Genomic DNA, 20,486 nt, shown 5'->3' on the forward strand with positions numbered 1-20,486 from the left:
TTTGTTTTACAGTTTTAAATTATCTGCAGTTGGAGCTATTTTATTATTTTCCGGTTTATAGCTATCGGGGTATGGATTAGGTTCGTTTAATCTTTTTAAATCCATTCCTAACCACATTATACATTCCTGTAATTTAGTTATACTTAAATTACGTTCTCTACTTTTTGGTAGCTCTTTTAATATTTGAAGTTGCTTATCTAAATTAACTCTTAATTTTTTGTTGTTTACAACGTCAATTTCTAATTCTTTTTCTTTATTTACCATTACTTTATATTTAATTGTTTTAATATTACTTTAAACTCTGATTTATTTTTAATATTTATATCCATAAAGTATTTACAATCATTAGATAATAATATTCTACCTCTATCTGGTATTAATAATTTTAATTGCCAGTTTCTTCTATATTTATCTTTAAATTTAAAAATATTATTCTTTTCTTCTTTAAACCCTACGCTTTCTACATCTTCTTTATCAAGGTATTTAACTCTAGTATTCTTATCTATATCTCCATATTTTACAATATCAATATGACTATTATTTAAGTAAAATATTTTTTTGCTCCACTCTTTAGGAGCAACCATTTTCATACTAGCTTGTTCGTATTCAAATCCAACATAAAACTCTTCTATACTTGGTGTGTAATATTTATCTTTCATACATTTCTAATTCGTTATTATAAAATGAAACTACATACATTCCTTTTACATCTGTCTGAGTGTAAAGTGTGTTGTTTACTACGTAAGACTTTACTTGTTCTTCTTGTGTTGCACATCCAGAATCTTCGAGGAATTTTACAACTTGATCGTGTAGCTCTACTGTTAGCATCATTCTTCTTTAATTGTTTTAATTACTGCATCATCTCCATAAGGCCAAGGGCCATCAAAGTTTTCAAACCATTCAACTGTCATGGTTCTGCCGTTTTTATACAAATGTCTTACGTATTTTTCATTTACAACTTTTTCTTTTTTTCTTTTTAAACCTACCATAGTTCGTCCGGGTGAGGACACTTGCTTTCTAGTGATCTTGTTTTTGCTGCCAATGGACATCCACATAATCCACATCTATCTAGTGCAGTTTTTTCATCACAACTGTTGCAGATCTCTCTTCTTGCTTTAAATATTTTTTCATCCTTTTCACTGGATAAACCTAGCTTAGATTTAACTAGGTTTTTATATCCGTTTGCTATCTCTTTTACTTTACTCATCTTTTTTGTTATTTATATAACCCCATTCCTTCATCCATGTTTTAAACCCCTGTATAACTTCCGGGTCATTTACTTCAATTTTTTCTCCGTACAGGAATAGCTGGTCTTTGGTAAACTTGAATATTTCTGCTCCTCCTGAATTTGTACTCATTATAATTTTAGGTTCTGACATATTTGATGAAAATTCACTATTGTTTAATGAGTTTGTTTTTTTATTTTTTTTTTTTTCATTTTTTCTTTTTTTTGGATTAACGTAAGTGTTTTTTGGTCTTTCAATTTTCCATCCGGTGCAACCAAATATTCTACTGTATTCAAATTTTATCATATGTAAAAGTCTATAGGTTTTATCTCTATTCTCATTTCTTTTATAACAAAGTAAGTGTTTCCAGCAACTTTTAGCTTTCCTACCTTTTTGTGGTTCATCATAAAGTTAAACACATTTATATGCCATTTTCTATCTGTCATAATGATTATGGCTGATTCGTTTTTAATTTCAGCTGTATCAAGTATGCTTTTAAGCTTGCTAGCAAAGTTTTTACTACTACTTATCGATACTGTCATCTAATTGTTCTTTAAGTTTGGTTTCCACGTAATCTCTTAAACTATTAACTTCTTTTTCAATGTCTTCTACTGTTATAAGTTCTTTTGACAACTTATAAGAAACTCTTTCCTTTACCATATCTCTTTTTTTAGAAGATAATGATGATGCTTTGTATATAATAAGAGCGTAATTTTTAAGTAGAAGATCTGTTGGTAGAGCTATGATCTGTCTTTGAGCAGGGCTAAGCTTAGTTTGCTTCATTATTTCTCTTGCTCTTTCAATGTCTTCGTATGTAGGTTGATCTTTACTTTTTTCTTGCATGTGTTAGTATTTTCAGCTAAGATACAAAAAAATATAAGCAAACCTAACTTTATTCCAAAAAAAAATACTCCCAGGAAAAATCCTAAGAGTATCACCTCGTAATAGTACAACTTTTATTCTAGAGTAATGTTTTAATTATAAAGTACACAAAGTCCTTAGCAATCTACTAATGTAGTGCTCAGGAACAGTTTTCTTTATATTTTCCTCAAGAGAGTGTATTTCTAGCAAGGGCCGGTAACATCTGTTGATTCAGAAGGAATTACTTTTTCCGTAATCCGGTCCACTCTTGAGCGTATATATAAAAGGTTTCCTTTTGCTCATTATTACTTTTAACCTCGCTGAGTGTCTACGCCTTATTAATATGTGCTGATCAATTGGCTACAGACTTAAACAGTTATAACACCGTAATAACTATGTTTCACAAAGATAGACGATTAAGTTATTCAAACCTAATTTACATGTCATTAATTTATGATACTCCTAATGTTCTTTTTTTAAACTTTTTACCTGGTTTGTCTTTGGTGAAGAATGTAGCAGTAATGAATTCATTTATTACCATCCCATATTCTTTTTCAAATCTAGCTAACGCCATATTACTGTAGCTTATCTTGTATACAGCTTTTTCTTTTTGGCATTCTTTTATAAATGAAGGAAAATTAAACATTAAATCTTCTTTTATATTTCTAGCATTCTCTGATGTTATGTAGTATACTTTTATATTGCTCATATTATCCTAATTTTCTTCTTTTATGTTTTTCTATTTCAGCATTATCGTCAGACTCAAGTATCGACAGAGCGTTGTTTAATGTTTTTATTGATTCTTTCATGTTTTTTATAACTGCCTTAGTTTCTTTGATTTCTTCTTTGTTGTCGATGAATATGTCTCCATCTAAATTTTTATGATTTTTTGGTAGAACTTCTCCTGAAAGATTTATAACTCCGTATCTATCTACACTTATTATTAGACTTTTTATTTTTTGCTGAGTACCAGTTGTTGATGATCCAAAATAATTTGATCCGTTAGAACTACTAGAACCACCAAGAAGACTCAATGACTGATTCAATGACTGATTAGTTAAAGGAGCAAAGTGATTAATGTTTAAATTATTTATTTGCTCCATTAACCCTTTCCTTACTGGCACCCCTCCTAGATGTAAAGGAGAGTTATTTCCTTCACCATTTTGTTCAGTTGTAACTACACTATCTCCAAAAGTGTAAGGATTACTCTCTAATAAGTTGTGTTTTAATTTTTGAAGATCTGAAGGTAGTGTTTCAATTCCAAGTTCTTCTCTAGGTCTTATATTTGGAGTATTCTTTGCTACAACATAACTAGCAGCGTTTCTTTCAAATTCTTTCATTAAATCAGCTTGAACTTTATCAGATTCAAACATTTCTTTGTTAGGTGAATTATCTTTCATATTTTTACTAAAAAACATTAACTCTCTATTTAGATGATCCTCAGCCTCTTGCTCTATCCTTAATTCTTCTTTATTATCTACAGGTTCTTTTCTAGTAAACTTACTCTTCTTCTTTTTATTATTCCAAATGGCCATAGTGTTTTTATTTATAATTTAATGGTAAATATAGGGAAAATATATGTAATGCGCAATTTTTTTAAAATTTTAAAATTTTTTAAGAGGGAGTCGTGCGGTAGACAAATAGCAGTTCAACCCCCACTAGTTTTAAATATTGGAGGATAGGGTACCCAAATTACGGGTAATCATGTTTCTCTATTGAGACCTACAATATTCTCAATATTTTCTAATCACTCGAACGTTAATTAACTAATTCGAAAATCTAAATCTAACACTATTATGAAAAAATTACAAGCTATTGTGAAAAACAACAAAGACGGCGATGTGGTAACAATGCGTAACATTACAGACCCTAACACGGGTGAGACTCGTGAAATCGGAAACGTTATGGTACAATCTGTATCTTATACAGGATTTAGCAAGGTTGCCCGCCTTTCTAAACGAACAGCCTTTATCGCTCTTGAGGCTGACTTACTCGCTATCCTTATTGAAGACATCAATGACGGACAAGCCTTTCCTATTGACGGTAAAATCGTCATAAACGAGACTGTAACGCCTTACATTAAGAAAAACGGCGATACTCAAGACCCCAAAACTCGTGGTGCTGGCGGTGCGGTTATGACCTTCAACGGACAGCCTATTTACCGTAACTCATTCTTCTCTGAAAATCTAGACGAGAAAGACTTGCTACTTAAGGCTGACCCTGAAGCTCAGGACGACATGGAGGAATCTGACTTTGACAGTCCAGAGTAATCCTCACACTAATTAAATGTTCTCATTCTTGCTAGATTTATCTAGTAAGTTTGAGGCATTAATTTTAGTTCAACTCACGTGGAATACACATTTCTTCTTAACAAATCAAGAATTAATCATAGTCAAATCACGTGGAATACATATTTAATAACTTTAAATAATTAATAATCATGAATAATACAAATAAAACATTAGTTATCTTTACTTGGTTACTTAAAGCATTTGCTATTACTTGCTTCATTGGACTAATTATAGGATTAATTGGTGAGTAAGAGGTGTTTCATAGGTGTGTGGATAACCCCATAACCCCTCTCTCGACCACTAAAATTGTTATCACAACAATTATGACATTATTATGAATGGCTATTTCGTCACTTATAATCATCAACTCTCGTTGAATAATCAAATAATAAACTTTAAATAAAGAGTTCTAATCAAATAACTCTCAATTATAAAGATATATTACTACAATCTCAATTTACTATATATACATAGCTAAAAAGATTAAAAAACATTATAACAATAACAATATTAAATCACAATATTATGAAAGAATTATATATGACATCAACAGGTAGTTTAGTTTCAATTGAAGACTTAAATGGTTACGACAGAGATTAAAAAAGAATTATAACAACACACTGAACCCAAATCAAAGACAAATCAAATCCATGTTAGTACATGATGTGATAAAGCAGTAGAAACCTGCTGGTAGGTGTGTTGTATTATTATTAAACAAGTTTAAACAGTATTGGCGAATAGTTCATTGTCTAGGCCAATGACATTTCTAGGATGTCTAAATGATAATGCGGTGGGCACACAAATAAGTCCTCAAAACCACTACCTGACCCTAAAGGTGGTTTTATCATACAACTGAAGAGTTGAATAATACTAATTAATAACTAACCTTAAAGTATTCAAAAAATGCATTTAAAACTATTACCAAGTAGAACTCTTGTAACTCCTACTGAGTTATATGAGTTATCAAGTAAACCTAATTTTGTAGGACAATCTGGTGCCGATGATCATGGAGAGTACTCTATGATTTGGGATATAGATGGCAAAGAATACCAAACAAATAATGTGTTATGATTAAATATCTAAATTATGTAAGCAAAGTAGACATACATTGGGCGGCTACAACAACCGCCCACTTAGGTATAACATTTATCAAAACATACAAGTGAAGTCTTGAACAATACTAAGAAACGTGTTTATGTAATTATAAACTAGTGTTTCACACATGATGAGAAACAAGTTAATTACTTGTAGTGAATAATGAACTGATGAGTATGTCAGTAGGAGTTGAGCTCTCCTGATAATTAATTGTTTTATTCCTAACTTTAATAAGTCGAAAGCATATCGTAAATTTATCTAGTGCAGATAATTGATAAATATTATTAAAGGACAATCAAGACAGTTGTAATTGGATAAAAATAGACTGTCAAACATACAAGAGAAGTCTTGAACAATACTAAATAAATAATCTTAAAACATTCTAAATATCTTATGAAAGCAATATATCAAATATTAGCACTAACATTAAAACATAACCACGCTACAACTTCTTACGTGCCTTATGAAGACGCTCAATATAATGTATTCACTACGTATGAAGAAGCAGAAAGTTGGTTAAACAATCATCTTACTACAAATAACTATACAGGAGAGTGTGGATTCATGATACCAGCTTTTTGCCATACTTCATACGAGTACACAGAGGAAATGGTGTACCAAGAGTTTTCAAAAGAAGAAAGATTTTCTATAGTTAAATTAAAACTAATAGGAGATGTTAAAAAACTAGTATCTTATGAAGATGCTGAAACAGATTTACCATTTTAAATAATGATTAAAAATCTTTTTGCAGTCGGAGGGTTAAACTGCATACTTTTTTTGTAGATCATATTCTCTGCTTGTTAATTCAGGCAGAGATATATTTAAACAAAATAAAACAAAATTAATATAAACAATATAAAATCAATATAATATGGGCATTAAAAAAGTTAATAAGGCGTTTAAATTATTTTACAATACATTAACAGGAGAACATTTCATTGAAGCAAGTATACTAGAAAGAGGAGTAAGATTTGCTAAAAATGTATTACCTGCAGCTGAAGTATTTTCACAAACATATTGTGATGAGTATCTAAAAGATAATTTACCAGTTCAATTTCAATAAAAATTAAAAGAAAGGTCGTGATATTCGACGTATTCATAAGCAAGAAGACAAAAGGCTTATATAATTGGTAATTAAAACTCTCATCTAATAGCAGGATTAAATTAACCTCAACACTTGACCTATTTAGCATAGGATAGTTTATAGAGCAATCAAGGTGCAACCTTGTGAGAGTTTTATATCATTAACAAAAAATTAAATAATCTAATAAAATTGTAATTATATTATCAACGATGCCTTATAAGCATTAGGAAACGCCATGACCGTTAGAGTATTGTCTTCCTAGGAATAAGAAAAATACACTCGGAGAAAATTTATAAGTTATATGCTTTAAAAGAGTAATAATGAACATAAAAGTACAGAACTTTGATATTAATCATTGATAAGTAATTGGGATAATAGATTACAATTTTATAATAGTTTTACAATATCAACAATATAAAACAAAATAAACATGAAAAATACAATATTTAGTAAATTAAAAAGTGTTTCCGAAATTGTGGAAACAATGATCAGAGGACTTGAAACACAATGGATGCCTGTAGACATGTATGATTTTTCAGTAATTAAAGAAAAAACATATTTTAAAATATTTAAGAAAAAAGTATGTTATGGGTGTGCTGCTACAAATGCACTTTGCGAGTTAAATCAAAAACCTTTTAATTACAAAACAACAATAGATGAAGGTACTCGTGCAATTGCAAGTGATCTTGATGATGATGTTATTTTTGCATTTGAAATGGCAATAGAAAACCTAAGACTTGGAGAATTAGATTTATTTATATATCATTTAAAAAAGATAGATTATGTTTTTAATTTTGAGATAAAAAAATGTAGTTCTTATTCTTTAAACAAAGATGGAAATGCTGTTTATCTTCCACAATTAGGAACAGAAGATTATAAAAAAAAATTACCTGATTATAAGATATATGCAAAGAATCTTAAAGAAATAGGCTTGTAATTATTAACATTTTAAATCAAAAGTTCATGGATCAAATAAATCAATTAGGTATATTAATGACAGCATTAATAGCACCAATAATAGTATTGTTATTTTTTTACCCTAAAAGAAGAACAGCTTTAAACATATCTTTATTAGGAGCAGTATCATTTGCTTTAACAGGAGTAATGTTTGGATCAATATTCTTTGTACCAATGATATTATTTTTTATAATGTCAGTAGTATGTAAAGAATCAAAAAGAAATTAACAACAAAAAGTCATCAGCCCTATGATAATACTAGTGAAATAGTATTTGGTTCTACGTTAAATGATGTCTACACTAAATGGTAGTTAATAGTGTATTTTTAAAAATTAAACTCTTTGAATTAAAGATAAACAATAGTAACTAGCATTGGTGAGTTAGATTCTGCCACCTATAAAGGAGTGTGTACACTAGAGCTATTAAACTGTATCAGCAGTTGTGTTTATTGTAGATGTATGAACCTGTGAATATAAAAATAATGGAATTCACGTAGTTTGGCTATCCATATATCCCATAACTGAAATTTGGGTCAAAGAGTTTTTATTAATAACTAAAAAATTATAAATTAATGTTGTTGAACTAAAAATAGTTTACACTGTCTGTATAAATTAACATAATAGGTATTGAAGGGAAAAGACAAACTTAACTTCTATTAATGTAAGGATACTGATACAACCTATGGTGCAGTAATATTTATACCAACAACCTTATTAAATTAATGTAAATAAACCAAAAAAGCCTTACTTAGTATACTAGAAAATTGTGAACAATAGTAGCAAATTTTCATATATTGTATTTTATAAGAGATAACGACTGAAGCGACACAGAAGTTTATTTACATTTTAAATCCTGAAAAATGGTGGGGAAAGCTGAACTCCCTTAAATAAATAGAAAGCTAGATCTACATAAAAGTACAGAGAAAATAGTACGCATTATCCTTAGGAGGTGTTCTGATGTAGAAGGATTAACAAACAGTATGTAACCGCAGTAAGGTGTTAAACGGTTCACTCGCCGTAAGACTTACAATAACAAAAAAGAGTGTGCAGATATTTGTACAACAGCATTTAGAGATGGTAATATCACCTGCTCTATTTTTAATTAGATATAATACAAAGTAATCTACGAGTAAACTAAAATTATTCGTGAAAATGATTATATATCTAATCATTATTTTCTATCAGTAGTGTATAAGACAGATGCTTTAAATAAAACTATTCTAAAAGCTAATAGAAAATAATATTAACATTAATTTATAAATTTAAACAATGAAAAATAAAATTACTGAAGAAATTCAACAAAGTATTGAAAAGAATTTACCTCAACAAGTAGGTGTAATATTACAAAAAAGACTGAAAAAAGCTGATGAAACAGAAGAAGCTTACAATTTATTACAAACAAAGTATTCTCAAAAGTGTACAGAATTTTCTACATCTCAAATAAAAGTAGGAGAGCTTCAAAGCCAATTACGTACCCATAAAAGTATAACTTTAAGAGAAAATGAAGTTAGAGAAAAAGAAATAGTTATGGAAGTTAATATTCTTAAATATAAATTAGAAGCTGAAACTGATAAAACTAAACATTCTAGAGAATTAGTAATGGGATTAGTTAGAAATACAACTTACAAAAAAGATGTATTTGCAAACCAAAATACTATGGGACAGTCAACTCCCGATGGTTATGTAGATCCTATTTCATCAACTTCTTCTAACAATGAAATTATTACAGAAGAATAAATTAAACCTTTAAAATATAAACAATAATGAGAAAGCAAAGAGTATTATCGGCACCTGCAAAAGTATTGGTAGGAAGTTACAAAACTAAGTCAGGTCAAACAAAAAACAGATACAAAGCTAATCCTGTTAAAGTAAAACAATTACAAGAAATAAGACATATTAAGTAATTTGAATAATTCAAAAATTAGAACAAGTTGGAAACCTTGACCGCAGAGGGGTGATAGTCCCGTATAAGTAAATTGAAATTATTCTAATAATATATTAAAAAGCGTGATAAGCTGCGAAAAGCTACGGGGTAGTGGCACATACGTATTGATCCGTAGATTCTATTTTAATATATTAATAAACAGGTTAAACATTGAAACCTTTGTGAATCGCTAGGAGTTGTGTGTTCAAATCCACTTTATGGTATCTTGGAAAGACTCTTAGTAAGGTAATATAGGATACTCAAAACTACATAATTCACATAAAGATACTAATCCTGAATTGACAGGGTAACCAGCTCCTTCTTGCTAAGGAGGATCAAAGAAGAACTAATGCGAGTTCACTGGCTAAGTTGGAGTAATCCTAGATGTGTTGTTCCCCTGAGAGCGGAATCTTGAAATCAATTAATCTTATGAATTTGTGTATTTAAGACACAAACAGTTAAGACAACACAAATGAGTTCTCAGCAAGTAGTTAATTTTAAGTAAAGTATTGGTCAAATGGATATAATTCCGCAAGAAATACTAGTTAACTACGTGACCCTACTCTTATTAGTGAGCATAATTTTATCCGTATGCTTAATGACTCGACACAGCTACAGCTAATAAGAAAGAGGGTTATAATTATTAATAATACTTAAAACATTCAAATTGAAAATAAACAACAAACAAGTAGCACCTAGTTTAATAAATGAAAAGTTCTTAAGTGATATAGTAAATATACCAGAAAATGATGTTCGTAAAATTCACTCATACATTAGAAAACAAATATCACAAAGAGCAAGAGCATTAGAAAAAACTGGAGACAAAGATTCTTTAAATAGTGCAAGAAGAGAAGCCAAAGCAAGATTTGGTGATGGTTGGAGAGATAGTTTAACTCTTAAAACTATTTATACATCTAGAGGTAATACTAAAAGTAAAGGTCAAGATTGGTGTCCTGAAGAAGGAAGAGATTTTGGGTATTCAAATAAGTATTGGAATTAAAATATAAACAAAAATTACATACACGTCGAGAATATTGTGTGTAATTACTAAAGAATATTAACAGTATAAAAACATAAAAAATGAAAATATGGCATATTGGAGACACTCATGGTTATCATGAACTATTAAAAGTCCCTGAAAATATAGATACAGTAATACATTCAGGTGATTTTACTAATCATAAAGATGTATATAAAAATGAACCTGAAGCTATTGATTTTTTAAACTGGTACGCTTCTTTACCTATAAAGAATAAAGTACTTATTGCAGGTAATCACGATGCGTTAGCATTTTATAGAAGAAAAGAATTTAAAGATCTTTGTAAAGAATATTCAATAGATTATTTAGAGAATGAATCTGTTGTTATAGATGGTATTAAAATATGGGGTTCTCCTTATACTCCACAATTCGGTAATTGGCATTTTATGAAGGATAGAGGTAAATTAGATAAAGTTTGGCAAAGTATACCAGAAGATGCTAGAATAATAGTTGTTCATGGACCACCTAAAGGTGTAATGGATTTATCTTATGATAGATTTAATAACGCAGAAATGTGTGGATGTAGTGCTCTTAAGAAAAAAATATTACAAATTCAACCTGATTTATTTTTATCAGGTCATATACATAACAATAAAGATATTATAAATGCTGGTGTATTAAAATTAACTGGTTATAAAACTATTTTTAGTAATGGAAGTGTAGTTACAGATGGTAAATTTGGTGAATTAAGCAGTAATGGAAGTATATTAGAAATTTAACTTATAAAAAACATAAAAAATGAAAACATTAAAATTTAACCCTAAAAAATGGGATTGGTATAAATATTTAGATTCAAGTGAAGCTATTAAACAAAAATATTTTACAGATGCTTTATCAAAATCCTGTGATTGGGTAACATGTGCTTGTGGTCAATTATGTAATTTACTACCTAAAGATGATTGCAAAGTTCCTAAAGATCATGAATTAGCTAATTTAGGTGTTGATTTTTGTGATTTAATAGAGCTTTGTGAATGGGAAGAAGCTATAAAAACTTTAGATCAAATAGAAATAAGAACTAAATTTTTACTAGAACAAACTGATTTTAAAGATCCTGAAATAATAAAATAATGAAAAAACCAGTAAAAATAATAAAACTTTTTAAAGAACTAGAAAATGGTAAAGAATCTCATTTATACGCAACTGTATCAAAAGATGTAGAACCTATTAAAAAAGGTGATTGGGTTATAAATACAGTAAGTAATACTCTTGGTAAAATTTACAGTAAGAAACCAATATCTAAATTCAATAGAGATACTCATAGAAAAATCATAGCAACTACTGACCGTAAGCTTACACATCCATCTACAGTGCAATATGGTAATATGACTATGATAGACCATAATGAGGATGGTTCTTATTATCATGCTGTAGATGTAGAGGTGGAATTTTCTTTAAGTAGAAAAGAACTTATACAAAGAGGTGTGATTATACCACAAATACAACAATTATTCTTAAAAGAATTTGTTGCTAATCCAGAAGGTAAATATGAGGTTGAATATGAATTAATACATAATGGTTCAGATGAAAGTATAATAGGAGCTGTTTGGGAAGAAAATTATAAACTCAAACTAAACAAAGATAATACAGTTAATATTATCGCAGTAGAATCATGTGAGCATCCTTATAAAAAATTACATTGGGTAGATGAGGTTGTTTATTGTAATAAATGTAATACAACATTGGAAAAAAAATATAAATCATGAGATTAGTATCAGAAATAAAACTAGTATTAGATCATTTATATGGTTTTAATATAATGTCAAAAAGTAAAAAAAGAAAATACTCATATGCTAGAAAAACATTTGCGGTATTAGCTAGTAATTACGGACACACTAATGGTATAATAGCGGAAAGTTATAGTCAACTTACGCATGATATAGTTATATATGGTCATAAGACTTTTAACAACATAAAAAAAATAGATTTAGAAAATTACAATAAATGTATTGATAGATTAAGTCTTGATGTTAAAAAAATTGATAATTTAAAATCATTAAGTGATAATGAAGAAGCAGATGAAATGCATAAGGTATTAAAAGGATTAGGTAGAAGAGATTTAATGTATTTTAAATCAAAAGTATTTAAACCATTCATTAAAAAACTTGAATTAGAGGCTTCAATTCAGGAAATGAAATAAAAAATCCTTTTCAACGGCATCATTATGAATCTTAACAAATAAATTAACAAATAATACAGAGTGCCTGATACGTCATTTTCAGCTGAATGAAAAAACAAGAATTTTTAGACGTTGTTATTGTACTACTTGCGAGTAGTATGAGTGAAAGCAGGTAATGGTCAGTGCTAATACAATTCAGCTCTGTATTTATTAAAAAATAGAATCAATGAATAAGATTAAAAAACAAATGCTTAATAATTTTATTTTAGTATTACTATGCATTGTGTTTATATTCATATGTAATTTAATGAAAATAAATTTAAGCAGTATTATTAAAAACATACTTTGGGGATAAATAAATTATTAATCAAAAGCAAAAGGAACAGGTGAACCCTGACCAAGAATAAGTAGCATAACTAGCAAATTTTAGTGGTTAAAGAATGAGTTCTGCAATAAACCCCTGCGAAATCCATGTTTTATTAGTTATTCTACATGTCAGGTTATCACAAAATAAAATTTGTGCTACTTATTTTAAAGATTTAGAAGAAAAGAGTGGTTCGATTCCATGAATATTATTGTAGGGAGGTGTCGATTACTCCGTCAGGCGAAACAGGTAGTGTAGTTCCCGAATTTGGTGGGCTGCAATAATATTAATTTTAAATTAAATCAAATGAAATCAAAATACATTGAAGGAACTAATAAACAATACTCTATTAGAGAAGATGGAAAAATAATTAGAAATTATAAATGGTTAGGAAGAAAAGAATATGGACATCAAGAATTTAAAAATGTAATAATTCCTTATAAAAAAGCTCCAAAAAGAAAAAACTCTAAATGTGTTATTGTCCGTTCAAACGGAAAAACATTTAACTTTTATTCTAATTCATTATTATCAAAATACTTTGGATTCATTATATGTCCAAGTTGTAAAAATAAAATAGATACTGACACACATTTAAGAAAATGTAAAGTATGTATTGAAAATAATGAGTATAAATCTAGAATAAATTGGAGAAGTAAAAATAAATATATAATTTTAAAAAGTCAAAGAAAACATTATTTAAGCAATATAGATTACTATCGTAATAAAGGAAACAAAAGAACAGAAAAATTACACGATAACTATATAGCAAGTAAATTAAAAATTAAAAGTAAATACTTAGAAAAAGATTTAAAAGAATTAAAAAAAAATCAATTATTACTACATAGAGAACTTAAAAAACAAGAAAAATTATGATACCAATTAACAAACAGATGAAAATCATGAATACTCTTTCATCAGGCTTAACTCAAGATGTACTTGATTTAAGATCAGGTAAATTAAATGAAAAGAAAGCTAATGAGATATCAAAACTAGCTGGAAAAGCTATAAAATCTATTGCTGAAGGAGTGATGTTAGCAAATCATCAAGAAATACAAAGAGATAAAATTAAAGCAAGAAATTTAAGAACAGGTGCTATTAATAAAAACACTAATTTTAAACTTAAAAAGTTAAATAAAATATAACACATAAAAATTATGTTATGTATAACAATTTATGAAATAGTATTGTAACACTTATAAGTGTGCAAAAGTAATTAAATAATGTATTTTTAAACATACATTTTTAAATCACAAATAATAATAATAACCAATTATAAATCAATAAAATGAAAAAAACAACAAAATTTAAAACAGGTGATTTAGTTAAGATAAAAAAAGACACAACATCTTATCAAAGTCAACGTTTTTGCAGAAAAGTAACTTCATACAAAGAAGAAAAAGATTTAAAAACAAAATCCAAAATAATAGAAAGAGTTTTTCAAATAGTAAGAGCTTCAGATGGAATTTATTCTGCTAGGTCAATTTTTGACAATTACAATAATAGTTACAATGATGAAGATATTGTTGCTGTAGATTTTTTAAGTAAAGTTGAAAAAAAACATTATAATAACTATTGTAATTCTAATGTAGGTGATATAGTTAGTCTTCACATTAATAGTGATTTATACAGAAATTTAGATTCAGTTACTTTGACTTCTAATAGATTTAAAATATTAGAAAAAATAACTTTTTCTTATGGTGTAAATAAATATGTTTTAGGTGTTTATGAAAAAACAGCAATAAAAGAAGACAAAGCAGCAAAGACAATTACATATGTAAATGAAGCTGATTTTAATAATGAAATAAAACTTGATAGGCCTGAAAAATTTAAGTATTATAAAGGAGTTTGTTTTGATTCTAAAAATATATCTTATTCTTTTATAGAAAATCTTATTGATGAGGAAATGAAAGCTAGGGAAACTATTTATCCTTTAACACATACAGAATCTAAATCTAAAGATAAAAAACCTGATGTTGATACTTCTGTAACAGTTGATGAATCAACATCAACTTCTAAAGATTATAGTGATAGTAAAAGCGTTACTAAATCAAGTTTTAAAAAAGGAGATTTAGTTACTATATTACATGATAGTGAACATTATAAAAATCAATCTCATTATAATGATGGTAAAAAAAAATTCTTAAGAATTCTTAAGGTTACATCTATAGATGAATCAGCGCTTTCTAGAGGTTCAGAAGGTTATGCTTTTCATTGTAAAAGTACTTTAGATTCTGATGGTTTTGCTAATAGTTACCGTACTAAAGATTTAATTCTTCACACATTGAGCAGTGAAGAAAGTGAAATTGAAGGTAAAGTTGTAGAAAGTGATATAATTACTGAATTTACCATGGCACACATAGAGCCTGTACTTGAAAAAGTTTATGAAGATTTAGATTTAAGAAATAATGTAGTTCCTTTATTTATTGGTAATCCAGGAATGGGTAAAACAAAAATTATAGAAAAGTTTGCAAAAGAAAAAGGAGCAAAACTTGTTGAACTTATTACTTCTCAAATGAGTCCTTTTGAGATATCAGGTATAGCTATGCCGGACAAAGACACTAAGAAAATGACTTATTATAATTTTGATAAGTTAGAAACATTGAAAGATGGAGACATATTGTTTTTTGACGAATTACTTAATGGTAATCCAATAGTATTAAATGCTTGTTTAACCATCTTAGAGCAACGAACTTTAATATCGGGTAAAAAGCTACCAAATATTATGATTATTGCTGCAGCAAACCATCAAGGCATGGTTCCGCTTACTCCACAGATAAAAGAAAGGTTTTTGTGGTATGATGTGAAGTTTTGTCCAAAAATGTTTAAAAATTATATGACTAAAAAGTATCTAATGCCGAGTTCAGTTTCTGATCCATTAGCGAAACTTGTTAAGAAAGAAGAGTTTCTTAACAATAACTTCTACACACCTAGAAGTATAGAGAAAGCAATTAAAATGATTGCTGTAGGGTGTCCTACTCCTTATTCATCTGTAATAGAACCAATGTTGGATAAGTTAGTTCATAACACCTATGTAAAAAAGAAAATTTGTATTAACCCAGAAGCTAAAGAACCAGTTTACCTGTTGCCAGGAGAATCTAGTTTGTTTTCAGCTTTATTAAAAAAAACTAAACAGTAATTATGAAATTATTTAGATCAGAAAAAGGGATACCAATCCCTAAGTTATTTTTTATCACGGATAAAAGTGATATATTAAAACTTCCATTAGGAACTCCATTTATTTTTGGAGCTCCTGATGAGGAGGAATATTTATTAAGAATACTTGAATATGAAGTGCTTTATCAATCAGCTGTAGCTACAGGATATCCTTTTAGATTTCAAAAAATACTAAAAGAAAATGGGTTTTCAGATTTAGAAAGCCTTAGTTCAAGTTTAGGTTGTAATACTGAGTTTAATATTTCAAGTTCTAACGGAGGAAAAGAAAATAGTGGAAAGTCGTTAGGAGGAAGTATAGGTGAAGTTAAAGGTAAAAATCTTATAAAGAAATTTATAAAAGATAGTTCAGCTTATGTTGATGTATCTGTTTTAAAATCTTTAAATATTTTTCCAGTATGGATGAAAGACGCAGAAGAGGCTGTTACAACAAACATTCACAACTCTGTTACTTTTGACAGTAATATGTATAACAAAAAATTAGAAGGAATGTATGGTGGTGCCCATTTAAGAGCTCCAACAAAAAATCTAATTATTATAGATATATCTGGATCAATACCTAGAGCTGTTTCAAGTACTTGTTTGAGTTTAGCTAAAAATTTAAGTGAAAACTTTTATGCTGACTTATTAATAACAGGTTCAAAATCAACTTTATATAATTATGAAGAAATTCATAAGCTTGATTTAAAGAAGATTTACTCTGAAAACGGAATGGACAATGATCAGACTTATTTTAAAGCTATTCTTCAAAAAGATTGCCGTGAATACAATACTGCAATAGTATTTGGAGACGGTCATAGTCCATGTCAAGCTTGGGATAATTCATTTAATTTAGATTCAAGGCAAATGACTAAGAAAGAAGGTAGAGATTTGTGTAAATGGAAAGTTGAAAAAATAGTTTCTTTTCATACACGTTCTAGTTCTTATACTGGTTTTACGCCAAAACTTGTAGGTTATGCTGAATGGTTTTCAACTGAAAATATAACACACATGCCTGAATGGGTTAAAGATTTAGAGACAGTTTAAGGATAAAAGTAATTAGTAAAAAGAGTAAAAATAATAGTAATTTAACATTTAAAAACAAAAACAAAATGAGTACATTTAAAAAAGTAAGTGAGTTAGAATTAATTAATGGTGGATACTTAGCAGCAGTAAGTAATGGTAAGTATTTTAAAAACAATAATTTTGTAGATTCACAAAAAAAAGCTGAATTTTTAGTAAAAGTAGCTTTAAAAATGAAAGGTAAAACTTTCACTACAGAATCTCCTTCTTCAATTTCATCTATAATGAATGAAGTTTCAGATGAATTAAGTAAAGAAACTTTTGTTGAATTTGTAGCTAAACCAACTACATCTAAAGGAGTTATTACCGGTAAACTAGCAAAAGAAGCTTTAGACTTTATGCAAGCTCAAGAAGATTCCGAGTTTATCGATGTAGTTAACAGCCGTATGCAAGAATTTAAAGTAATACAGGAATTTGAGAATAATGGTTTATTCTTTAAAGAAGGTATTACAAATCTTTCTAGAATATATACTATTGCTGAAATAACTGCAGCAGTAACAGTTATTGCAAAAGTAGAAGCTTTAGTATAGTATTAATTACCAGTCAACAAAACCCTTGAAGAAATTCATTGACTTAAAACAGAATCCTACCAGTAATGGTAAAGAATTGTAATTAGCGAAAAACGCTTCAAATATAGAGAGATTTCCTTTAATGGAACTACACTATATCCTATGCGTTGGGAGAACTAAGTAATTACAATTGGGAATAGATGCAACTGTATGAGATATGTTGCTTAGTGAATTACGCATAATTAATAGTCCTCGGAAAACTGTTTTGGTAATGTTATTCACACTATTGGGAGTTCTCAGCAAGTAGTTAAACTCCAAGGTCATTAGGTGTGAAGCACCGAAGATACAGAATAATTAACTACGTGACCCTATTATATTATTAGTGTTGCACCCTATTAGAGGGATGTAAATTAAATGTGAGATAACTCGCAGCTAATAATTAAAGGGTGCTAATAACAATTAAAAACCATAAAAATGGAAGAAAATAAATTAAAAAAACAAGTACTAAAAGCTATACCATATATAGGAACATTTTTTTGTTTAGTATTATTAATCTCTGTATTGTTTGCTATATGGGGAAGTAATTTTATTATTTATATGCAAATAGCATCAACATCAATAATTATAATATTTGTTCTTCATATTATTGAAAAAACACTAGAATAATGAGTGAAACTAAAAGAAAAACGCAAGTATCAGTGATTACTTGCGTAAGTGGCTATATTCTTTTTGCTACACTTAAAGATAGTAAAGTTATTAATTGGGAAGAAAAAAAATTACATTATAAACCTAAAGGTTTTATTTGTGAAGATATTAGTATAGATGATTATATATCTCCAAGTACAGTTACTGAATGCAGTTGTAATCAATGTAAAAAAACAGATCATTATTATTATAAATAATTTTATTAAAATATTTTAATATAAACAATTAAAAATAAAACAAAATGATTAAAGTATTAAGTAATGAACATATTGAAATAAACTCAGGAGAAATGGTTCAAGAGCTAATTTTAAGTGAAAGAAAGTTTTTTATGGAATTTATAACAACTTACAGATATGTTCACGGAACTATATTTGTTTACAAGAACAAAAGATATAAATGTGTATCTCTTTCTGTTAAAAATAAAATATCAAGTTTTTTTAAATTAAATCCTGAATAATGGGTAAAACAAATAGAAAAGAATATACAGGTTCAAAGAAATTTGACAAAACTTGCAGATGTCACGGAAGCTGTCCTAATTGCAAAAGTAATAGGATATACAAAAACAAAAAGAAATTAACTTTAAATCAATCTTTAGAAGAAATGGATGATTGATTATTAATAAAATCCTAGTAATAGGTGTAAAAAATGAAATTACCTACAGATTACACAAAATTAGATTGAAAACTAAAGATTGAAATTATGAAACGATTTATCAAGAGAATACGAAGGTCATTTGCTATACACAATGTTATGCTTCGTTTTCATAGGTGTAATTACGATATAAAACTATATGACATTGAGATGGAAAATAACACTAATTGGTTAGTTAAGCAATGTGCTTGTGGTAAAACTAACATCAATAGGGTTCATAGGGAAAGTGTTACGTATATGGAGTGGAATAAATGAAGCCTAACTTTAGGGTGTATGATTAGTTTTGAATAGATTATTAATAAAGTAAATAAATAAAAGATGGATATTAAACAAATTTATAGAGAAGAAAAGAATTTAGAACCTTACACTGAGTCTCCAAATTATGAAGACCATTTTAGCAATAATTATGTAGAATGGCTAGAAGCAAAAATTAATTATACACATTGTTGTACGGAGTTAAAGGATAAAAAAATAACAGACCTTTTAAATTGGGTAAAAAGTGATTTAGCACAAGAAACAAATGTAAAACTTGGTAAAACATCAACACCTTACAGAAGTGAAAAAATAAGATTCTTAAATAAACTTTTAGAAATTGATAATATTTGTGATAAATGTAATGATTTAGGTTCTTTTGAACTTGGAACTACTTGTCCCAAATGTAATAAATCTTTTAGAAGTGTAAAACAATAAGCATGTTAAAATCAATAATTAAAGTATCAGACAAAGTTAGGTATTTGCTTACTAATTATCCTGTATTTAGGGATGATGATAACAAACTGATTGCTAAAATTTGGTATTCAGAGACAAGATCTAAAGATTTGCGTGATTTTCTTATAGAATTTGGTGATAAAAATATATCTTCACCAGAAGCAATAAGAAGAGCTAGACAAAAAATACAAGAACATGATCCTAGTTTACGTGGAAAACTCTATAACAAGAGGCATAAGAATGGATTAACAGTAAAAACTCATATTAAATTTTTAAATTCTTAGAATTATATGGGTTTTTAATTAAAAATAGTTTATATTAATTATCAATAATACAAATAAAAATGGAAAAACAAAAAAAAGTAAAAGACGAAGTAGCTTTTAAAAACTTTAGAGGATCAGTTACAAAAAATGAATTTGAATTAGTTTTAAAGAGAGCTGAAGATGATTATTTAAAATTAAAGCGTCTTTCGGATAAGTCAGTTGAATTTAAAAATAAATCAGAAGCTAGTTTAGCTGAAGTTGTAGGTGGTGAAGATTCTGCAAGTGCTAGAGGTACCGCAAGAGTTGTTAAAGGACTTATTAGACAAGCCAATAAAGAAGTAATTAAATTGTTTGGAGATGAAATAGATACAAACGTAACATTAACAGATTTTATTAATAAATTTAAAGTTCCTGGAGAAGAACTTCCTTATTTAGATTTCACTTTTTTAAATCAATAAAAA

General features: G+C 28.1%; 32 protein-coding genes. 22 read left to right on the forward strand and 10 right to left on the reverse strand.

What is annotated here, in order from left to right; all coding sequences use genetic code 11:
- Positions 1–6: 6 nt before the first annotated feature.
- The 10 genes from ACJAX4_RS00315 to ACJAX4_RS00360 all read right to left on the reverse strand — a co-directional run bounded on the left by ACJAX4_RS00315 (position 7) and on the right by ACJAX4_RS00360 (position 3,622).
- Complete coding sequence (locus ACJAX4_RS00315; RefSeq protein WP_435787450.1) at positions 7–264, reverse strand: hypothetical protein; 258 nt, start codon at positions 262–264, stop codon at positions 7–9.
- Complete coding sequence (locus tag ACJAX4_RS00320; RefSeq protein ID WP_435787451.1) at positions 264–659, reverse strand: hypothetical protein; 396 nt, start codon at positions 657–659, stop codon at positions 264–266. The genes ACJAX4_RS00315 and ACJAX4_RS00320 overlap by 1 nt, the downstream gene beginning before the upstream one ends.
- Positions 649–831, reverse strand: coding sequence for a hypothetical protein (locus tag ACJAX4_RS00325; protein WP_435787452.1), 183 nt, complete (start codon positions 829–831; stop codon positions 649–651). Before ACJAX4_RS00325 ends, ACJAX4_RS00320 begins: the two co-directional genes overlap by 11 nt.
- A complete protein-coding gene (locus ACJAX4_RS00330; RefSeq protein ID WP_435787453.1) occupies positions 828–989 on the reverse strand; it encodes a hypothetical protein in 162 nt (53 codons plus the stop codon). Before ACJAX4_RS00330 ends, ACJAX4_RS00325 begins: the two co-directional genes overlap by 4 nt.
- On the reverse strand, positions 983–1,207 hold the full coding sequence (locus ACJAX4_RS00335) for a hypothetical protein (RefSeq protein ID WP_435787454.1): 225 nt from the start codon (positions 1,205–1,207) through the stop codon (positions 983–985). The genes ACJAX4_RS00330 and ACJAX4_RS00335 overlap by 7 nt, the downstream gene beginning before the upstream one ends.
- A complete protein-coding gene (locus tag ACJAX4_RS00340; protein ID WP_435787455.1) occupies positions 1,200–1,532 on the reverse strand; it encodes a hypothetical protein in 333 nt (110 codons plus the stop codon). The genes ACJAX4_RS00335 and ACJAX4_RS00340 overlap by 8 nt, the downstream gene beginning before the upstream one ends.
- The gene (locus tag ACJAX4_RS00345; RefSeq protein WP_435787456.1) at positions 1,529–1,768 is read right to left on the reverse strand and encodes a hypothetical protein; all 240 of its coding nucleotides are present in this window, start codon (positions 1,766–1,768) and stop codon (positions 1,529–1,531) included. The genes ACJAX4_RS00340 and ACJAX4_RS00345 overlap by 4 nt, the downstream gene beginning before the upstream one ends.
- Positions 1,749–2,069, reverse strand: coding sequence for a hypothetical protein (locus ACJAX4_RS00350; protein ID WP_435787457.1), 321 nt, complete (start codon positions 2,067–2,069; stop codon positions 1,749–1,751). The genes ACJAX4_RS00345 and ACJAX4_RS00350 overlap by 20 nt, the downstream gene beginning before the upstream one ends.
- Positions 2,070–2,538: 469 nt before the next feature.
- A complete protein-coding gene (locus ACJAX4_RS00355) occupies positions 2,539–2,796 on the reverse strand; it encodes a hypothetical protein (RefSeq protein WP_435787458.1) in 258 nt (85 codons plus the stop codon).
- A gap of 1 nt (position 2,797) precedes the next feature.
- Entirely contained in the window at positions 2,798–3,622 is an 825-nt protein-coding gene (locus ACJAX4_RS00360) for a hypothetical protein (RefSeq protein ID WP_435787459.1), read from the reverse strand.
- A 261-nt stretch (positions 3,623–3,883) separates the two neighbouring features.
- Here ACJAX4_RS00360 and ACJAX4_RS00365 point away from each other — a divergent pair, with 261 nt between their 5' ends.
- From ACJAX4_RS00365 to ACJAX4_RS00470, 22 genes are all read left to right on the forward strand, one after another.
- Positions 3,884–4,357 carry a hypothetical protein gene (locus ACJAX4_RS00365; protein ID WP_435787460.1) on the forward strand — a complete coding sequence of 158 codons (474 nt, stop codon included), beginning with the start codon at positions 3,884–3,886 and terminating at the stop codon, positions 4,355–4,357.
- Between the two features lie 924 nt (positions 4,358–5,281).
- Entirely contained in the window at positions 5,282–5,449 is a 168-nt protein-coding gene (locus ACJAX4_RS00370; RefSeq protein WP_435787461.1) for a hypothetical protein, read from the forward strand.
- Between the two features lie 417 nt (positions 5,450–5,866).
- On the forward strand, positions 5,867–6,199 hold the full coding sequence (locus ACJAX4_RS00375; RefSeq protein WP_435787462.1) for a hypothetical protein: 333 nt from the start codon (positions 5,867–5,869) through the stop codon (positions 6,197–6,199).
- A 145-nt stretch (positions 6,200–6,344) separates the two neighbouring features.
- Positions 6,345–6,536 (forward strand): hypothetical protein, encoded by a 192-nt coding sequence (locus tag ACJAX4_RS00380; RefSeq protein WP_435787463.1) that lies wholly within the window; start codon positions 6,345–6,347, stop codon positions 6,534–6,536.
- 451 nt (positions 6,537–6,987) lie between these two features.
- Positions 6,988–7,494 (forward strand): hypothetical protein, encoded by a 507-nt coding sequence (locus ACJAX4_RS00385; RefSeq protein WP_435787464.1) that lies wholly within the window; start codon positions 6,988–6,990, stop codon positions 7,492–7,494.
- Between the two features lie 56 nt (positions 7,495–7,550).
- Positions 7,551–7,742: a hypothetical protein gene (locus ACJAX4_RS00390; RefSeq protein ID WP_435787465.1), complete on the forward strand. Its 192-nt coding sequence runs from the start codon at positions 7,551–7,553 to the stop codon at positions 7,740–7,742.
- A 1,040-nt stretch (positions 7,743–8,782) separates the two neighbouring features.
- Positions 8,783–9,250, forward strand: coding sequence for a hypothetical protein (locus ACJAX4_RS00395; protein WP_435787466.1), 468 nt, complete (start codon positions 8,783–8,785; stop codon positions 9,248–9,250).
- A gap of 854 nt (positions 9,251–10,104) precedes the next feature.
- A complete protein-coding gene (locus ACJAX4_RS00400; RefSeq protein ID WP_435787467.1) occupies positions 10,105–10,437 on the forward strand; it encodes a hypothetical protein in 333 nt (110 codons plus the stop codon).
- A gap of 80 nt (positions 10,438–10,517) precedes the next feature.
- A complete protein-coding gene (locus tag ACJAX4_RS00405; RefSeq protein ID WP_435787468.1) occupies positions 10,518–11,195 on the forward strand; it encodes a metallophosphoesterase family protein in 678 nt (225 codons plus the stop codon).
- Between the two features lie 19 nt (positions 11,196–11,214).
- Complete coding sequence (locus tag ACJAX4_RS00410; RefSeq protein ID WP_435787469.1) at positions 11,215–11,544, forward strand: hypothetical protein; 330 nt, start codon at positions 11,215–11,217, stop codon at positions 11,542–11,544.
- Positions 11,544–12,179 carry a hypothetical protein gene (locus tag ACJAX4_RS00415; RefSeq protein ID WP_435787470.1) on the forward strand — a complete coding sequence of 212 codons (636 nt, stop codon included), beginning with the start codon at positions 11,544–11,546 and terminating at the stop codon, positions 12,177–12,179. Before ACJAX4_RS00410 ends, ACJAX4_RS00415 begins: the two co-directional genes overlap by 1 nt.
- Positions 12,176–12,613 carry a hypothetical protein gene (locus ACJAX4_RS00420; RefSeq protein WP_435787471.1) on the forward strand — a complete coding sequence of 146 codons (438 nt, stop codon included), beginning with the start codon at positions 12,176–12,178 and terminating at the stop codon, positions 12,611–12,613. The genes ACJAX4_RS00415 and ACJAX4_RS00420 overlap by 4 nt, the downstream gene beginning before the upstream one ends.
- Positions 12,614–13,262: 649 nt before the next feature.
- Complete coding sequence (locus ACJAX4_RS00425) at positions 13,263–13,829, forward strand: hypothetical protein (RefSeq protein ID WP_435787472.1); 567 nt, start codon at positions 13,263–13,265, stop codon at positions 13,827–13,829.
- The gene (locus ACJAX4_RS00430) at positions 13,826–14,098 is read left to right on the forward strand and encodes a hypothetical protein (protein ID WP_435787473.1); all 273 of its coding nucleotides are present in this window, start codon (positions 13,826–13,828) and stop codon (positions 14,096–14,098) included. Before ACJAX4_RS00425 ends, ACJAX4_RS00430 begins: the two co-directional genes overlap by 4 nt.
- Before the next feature lie 143 nt (positions 14,099–14,241).
- On the forward strand, positions 14,242–16,092 hold the full coding sequence (locus ACJAX4_RS00435) for an AAA family ATPase (RefSeq protein ID WP_435787474.1): 1,851 nt from the start codon (positions 14,242–14,244) through the stop codon (positions 16,090–16,092).
- 2 nt (positions 16,093–16,094) lie between these two features.
- Positions 16,095–17,153, forward strand: a complete 1,059-nt coding sequence (locus ACJAX4_RS00440; protein ID WP_435787475.1) for a hypothetical protein — start codon at positions 16,095–16,097, stop codon at positions 17,151–17,153.
- A gap of 65 nt (positions 17,154–17,218) precedes the next feature.
- The gene (locus ACJAX4_RS00445; protein ID WP_435787476.1) at positions 17,219–17,719 is read left to right on the forward strand and encodes a hypothetical protein; all 501 of its coding nucleotides are present in this window, start codon (positions 17,219–17,221) and stop codon (positions 17,717–17,719) included.
- Positions 17,720–18,363: 644 nt separating this feature from the next.
- Positions 18,364–18,600 carry a hypothetical protein gene (locus tag ACJAX4_RS00450; protein ID WP_435787477.1) on the forward strand — a complete coding sequence of 79 codons (237 nt, stop codon included), beginning with the start codon at positions 18,364–18,366 and terminating at the stop codon, positions 18,598–18,600.
- Positions 18,601–18,644: 44 nt separating this feature from the next.
- Entirely contained in the window at positions 18,645–18,860 is a 216-nt protein-coding gene (locus ACJAX4_RS00455) for a hypothetical protein (protein WP_435787478.1), read from the forward strand.
- A gap of 512 nt (positions 18,861–19,372) precedes the next feature.
- Positions 19,373–19,744 carry a hypothetical protein gene (locus ACJAX4_RS00460; protein ID WP_435787479.1) on the forward strand — a complete coding sequence of 124 codons (372 nt, stop codon included), beginning with the start codon at positions 19,373–19,375 and terminating at the stop codon, positions 19,742–19,744.
- Positions 19,745–19,746: 2 nt separating this feature from the next.
- On the forward strand, positions 19,747–20,046 hold the full coding sequence (locus ACJAX4_RS00465; protein ID WP_435787480.1) for a hypothetical protein: 300 nt from the start codon (positions 19,747–19,749) through the stop codon (positions 20,044–20,046).
- 59 nt (positions 20,047–20,105) lie between these two features.
- A complete protein-coding gene (locus tag ACJAX4_RS00470) occupies positions 20,106–20,483 on the forward strand; it encodes a hypothetical protein (protein WP_435787481.1) in 378 nt (125 codons plus the stop codon).
- Positions 20,484–20,486 lie beyond the last annotated feature (3 nt).

The organism is Clostridium sp., assembly GCF_051278035.1.
Classification (GTDB): Bacteria; Bacillota; Clostridia; order Clostridiales; family Clostridiaceae; genus Clostridium_AD.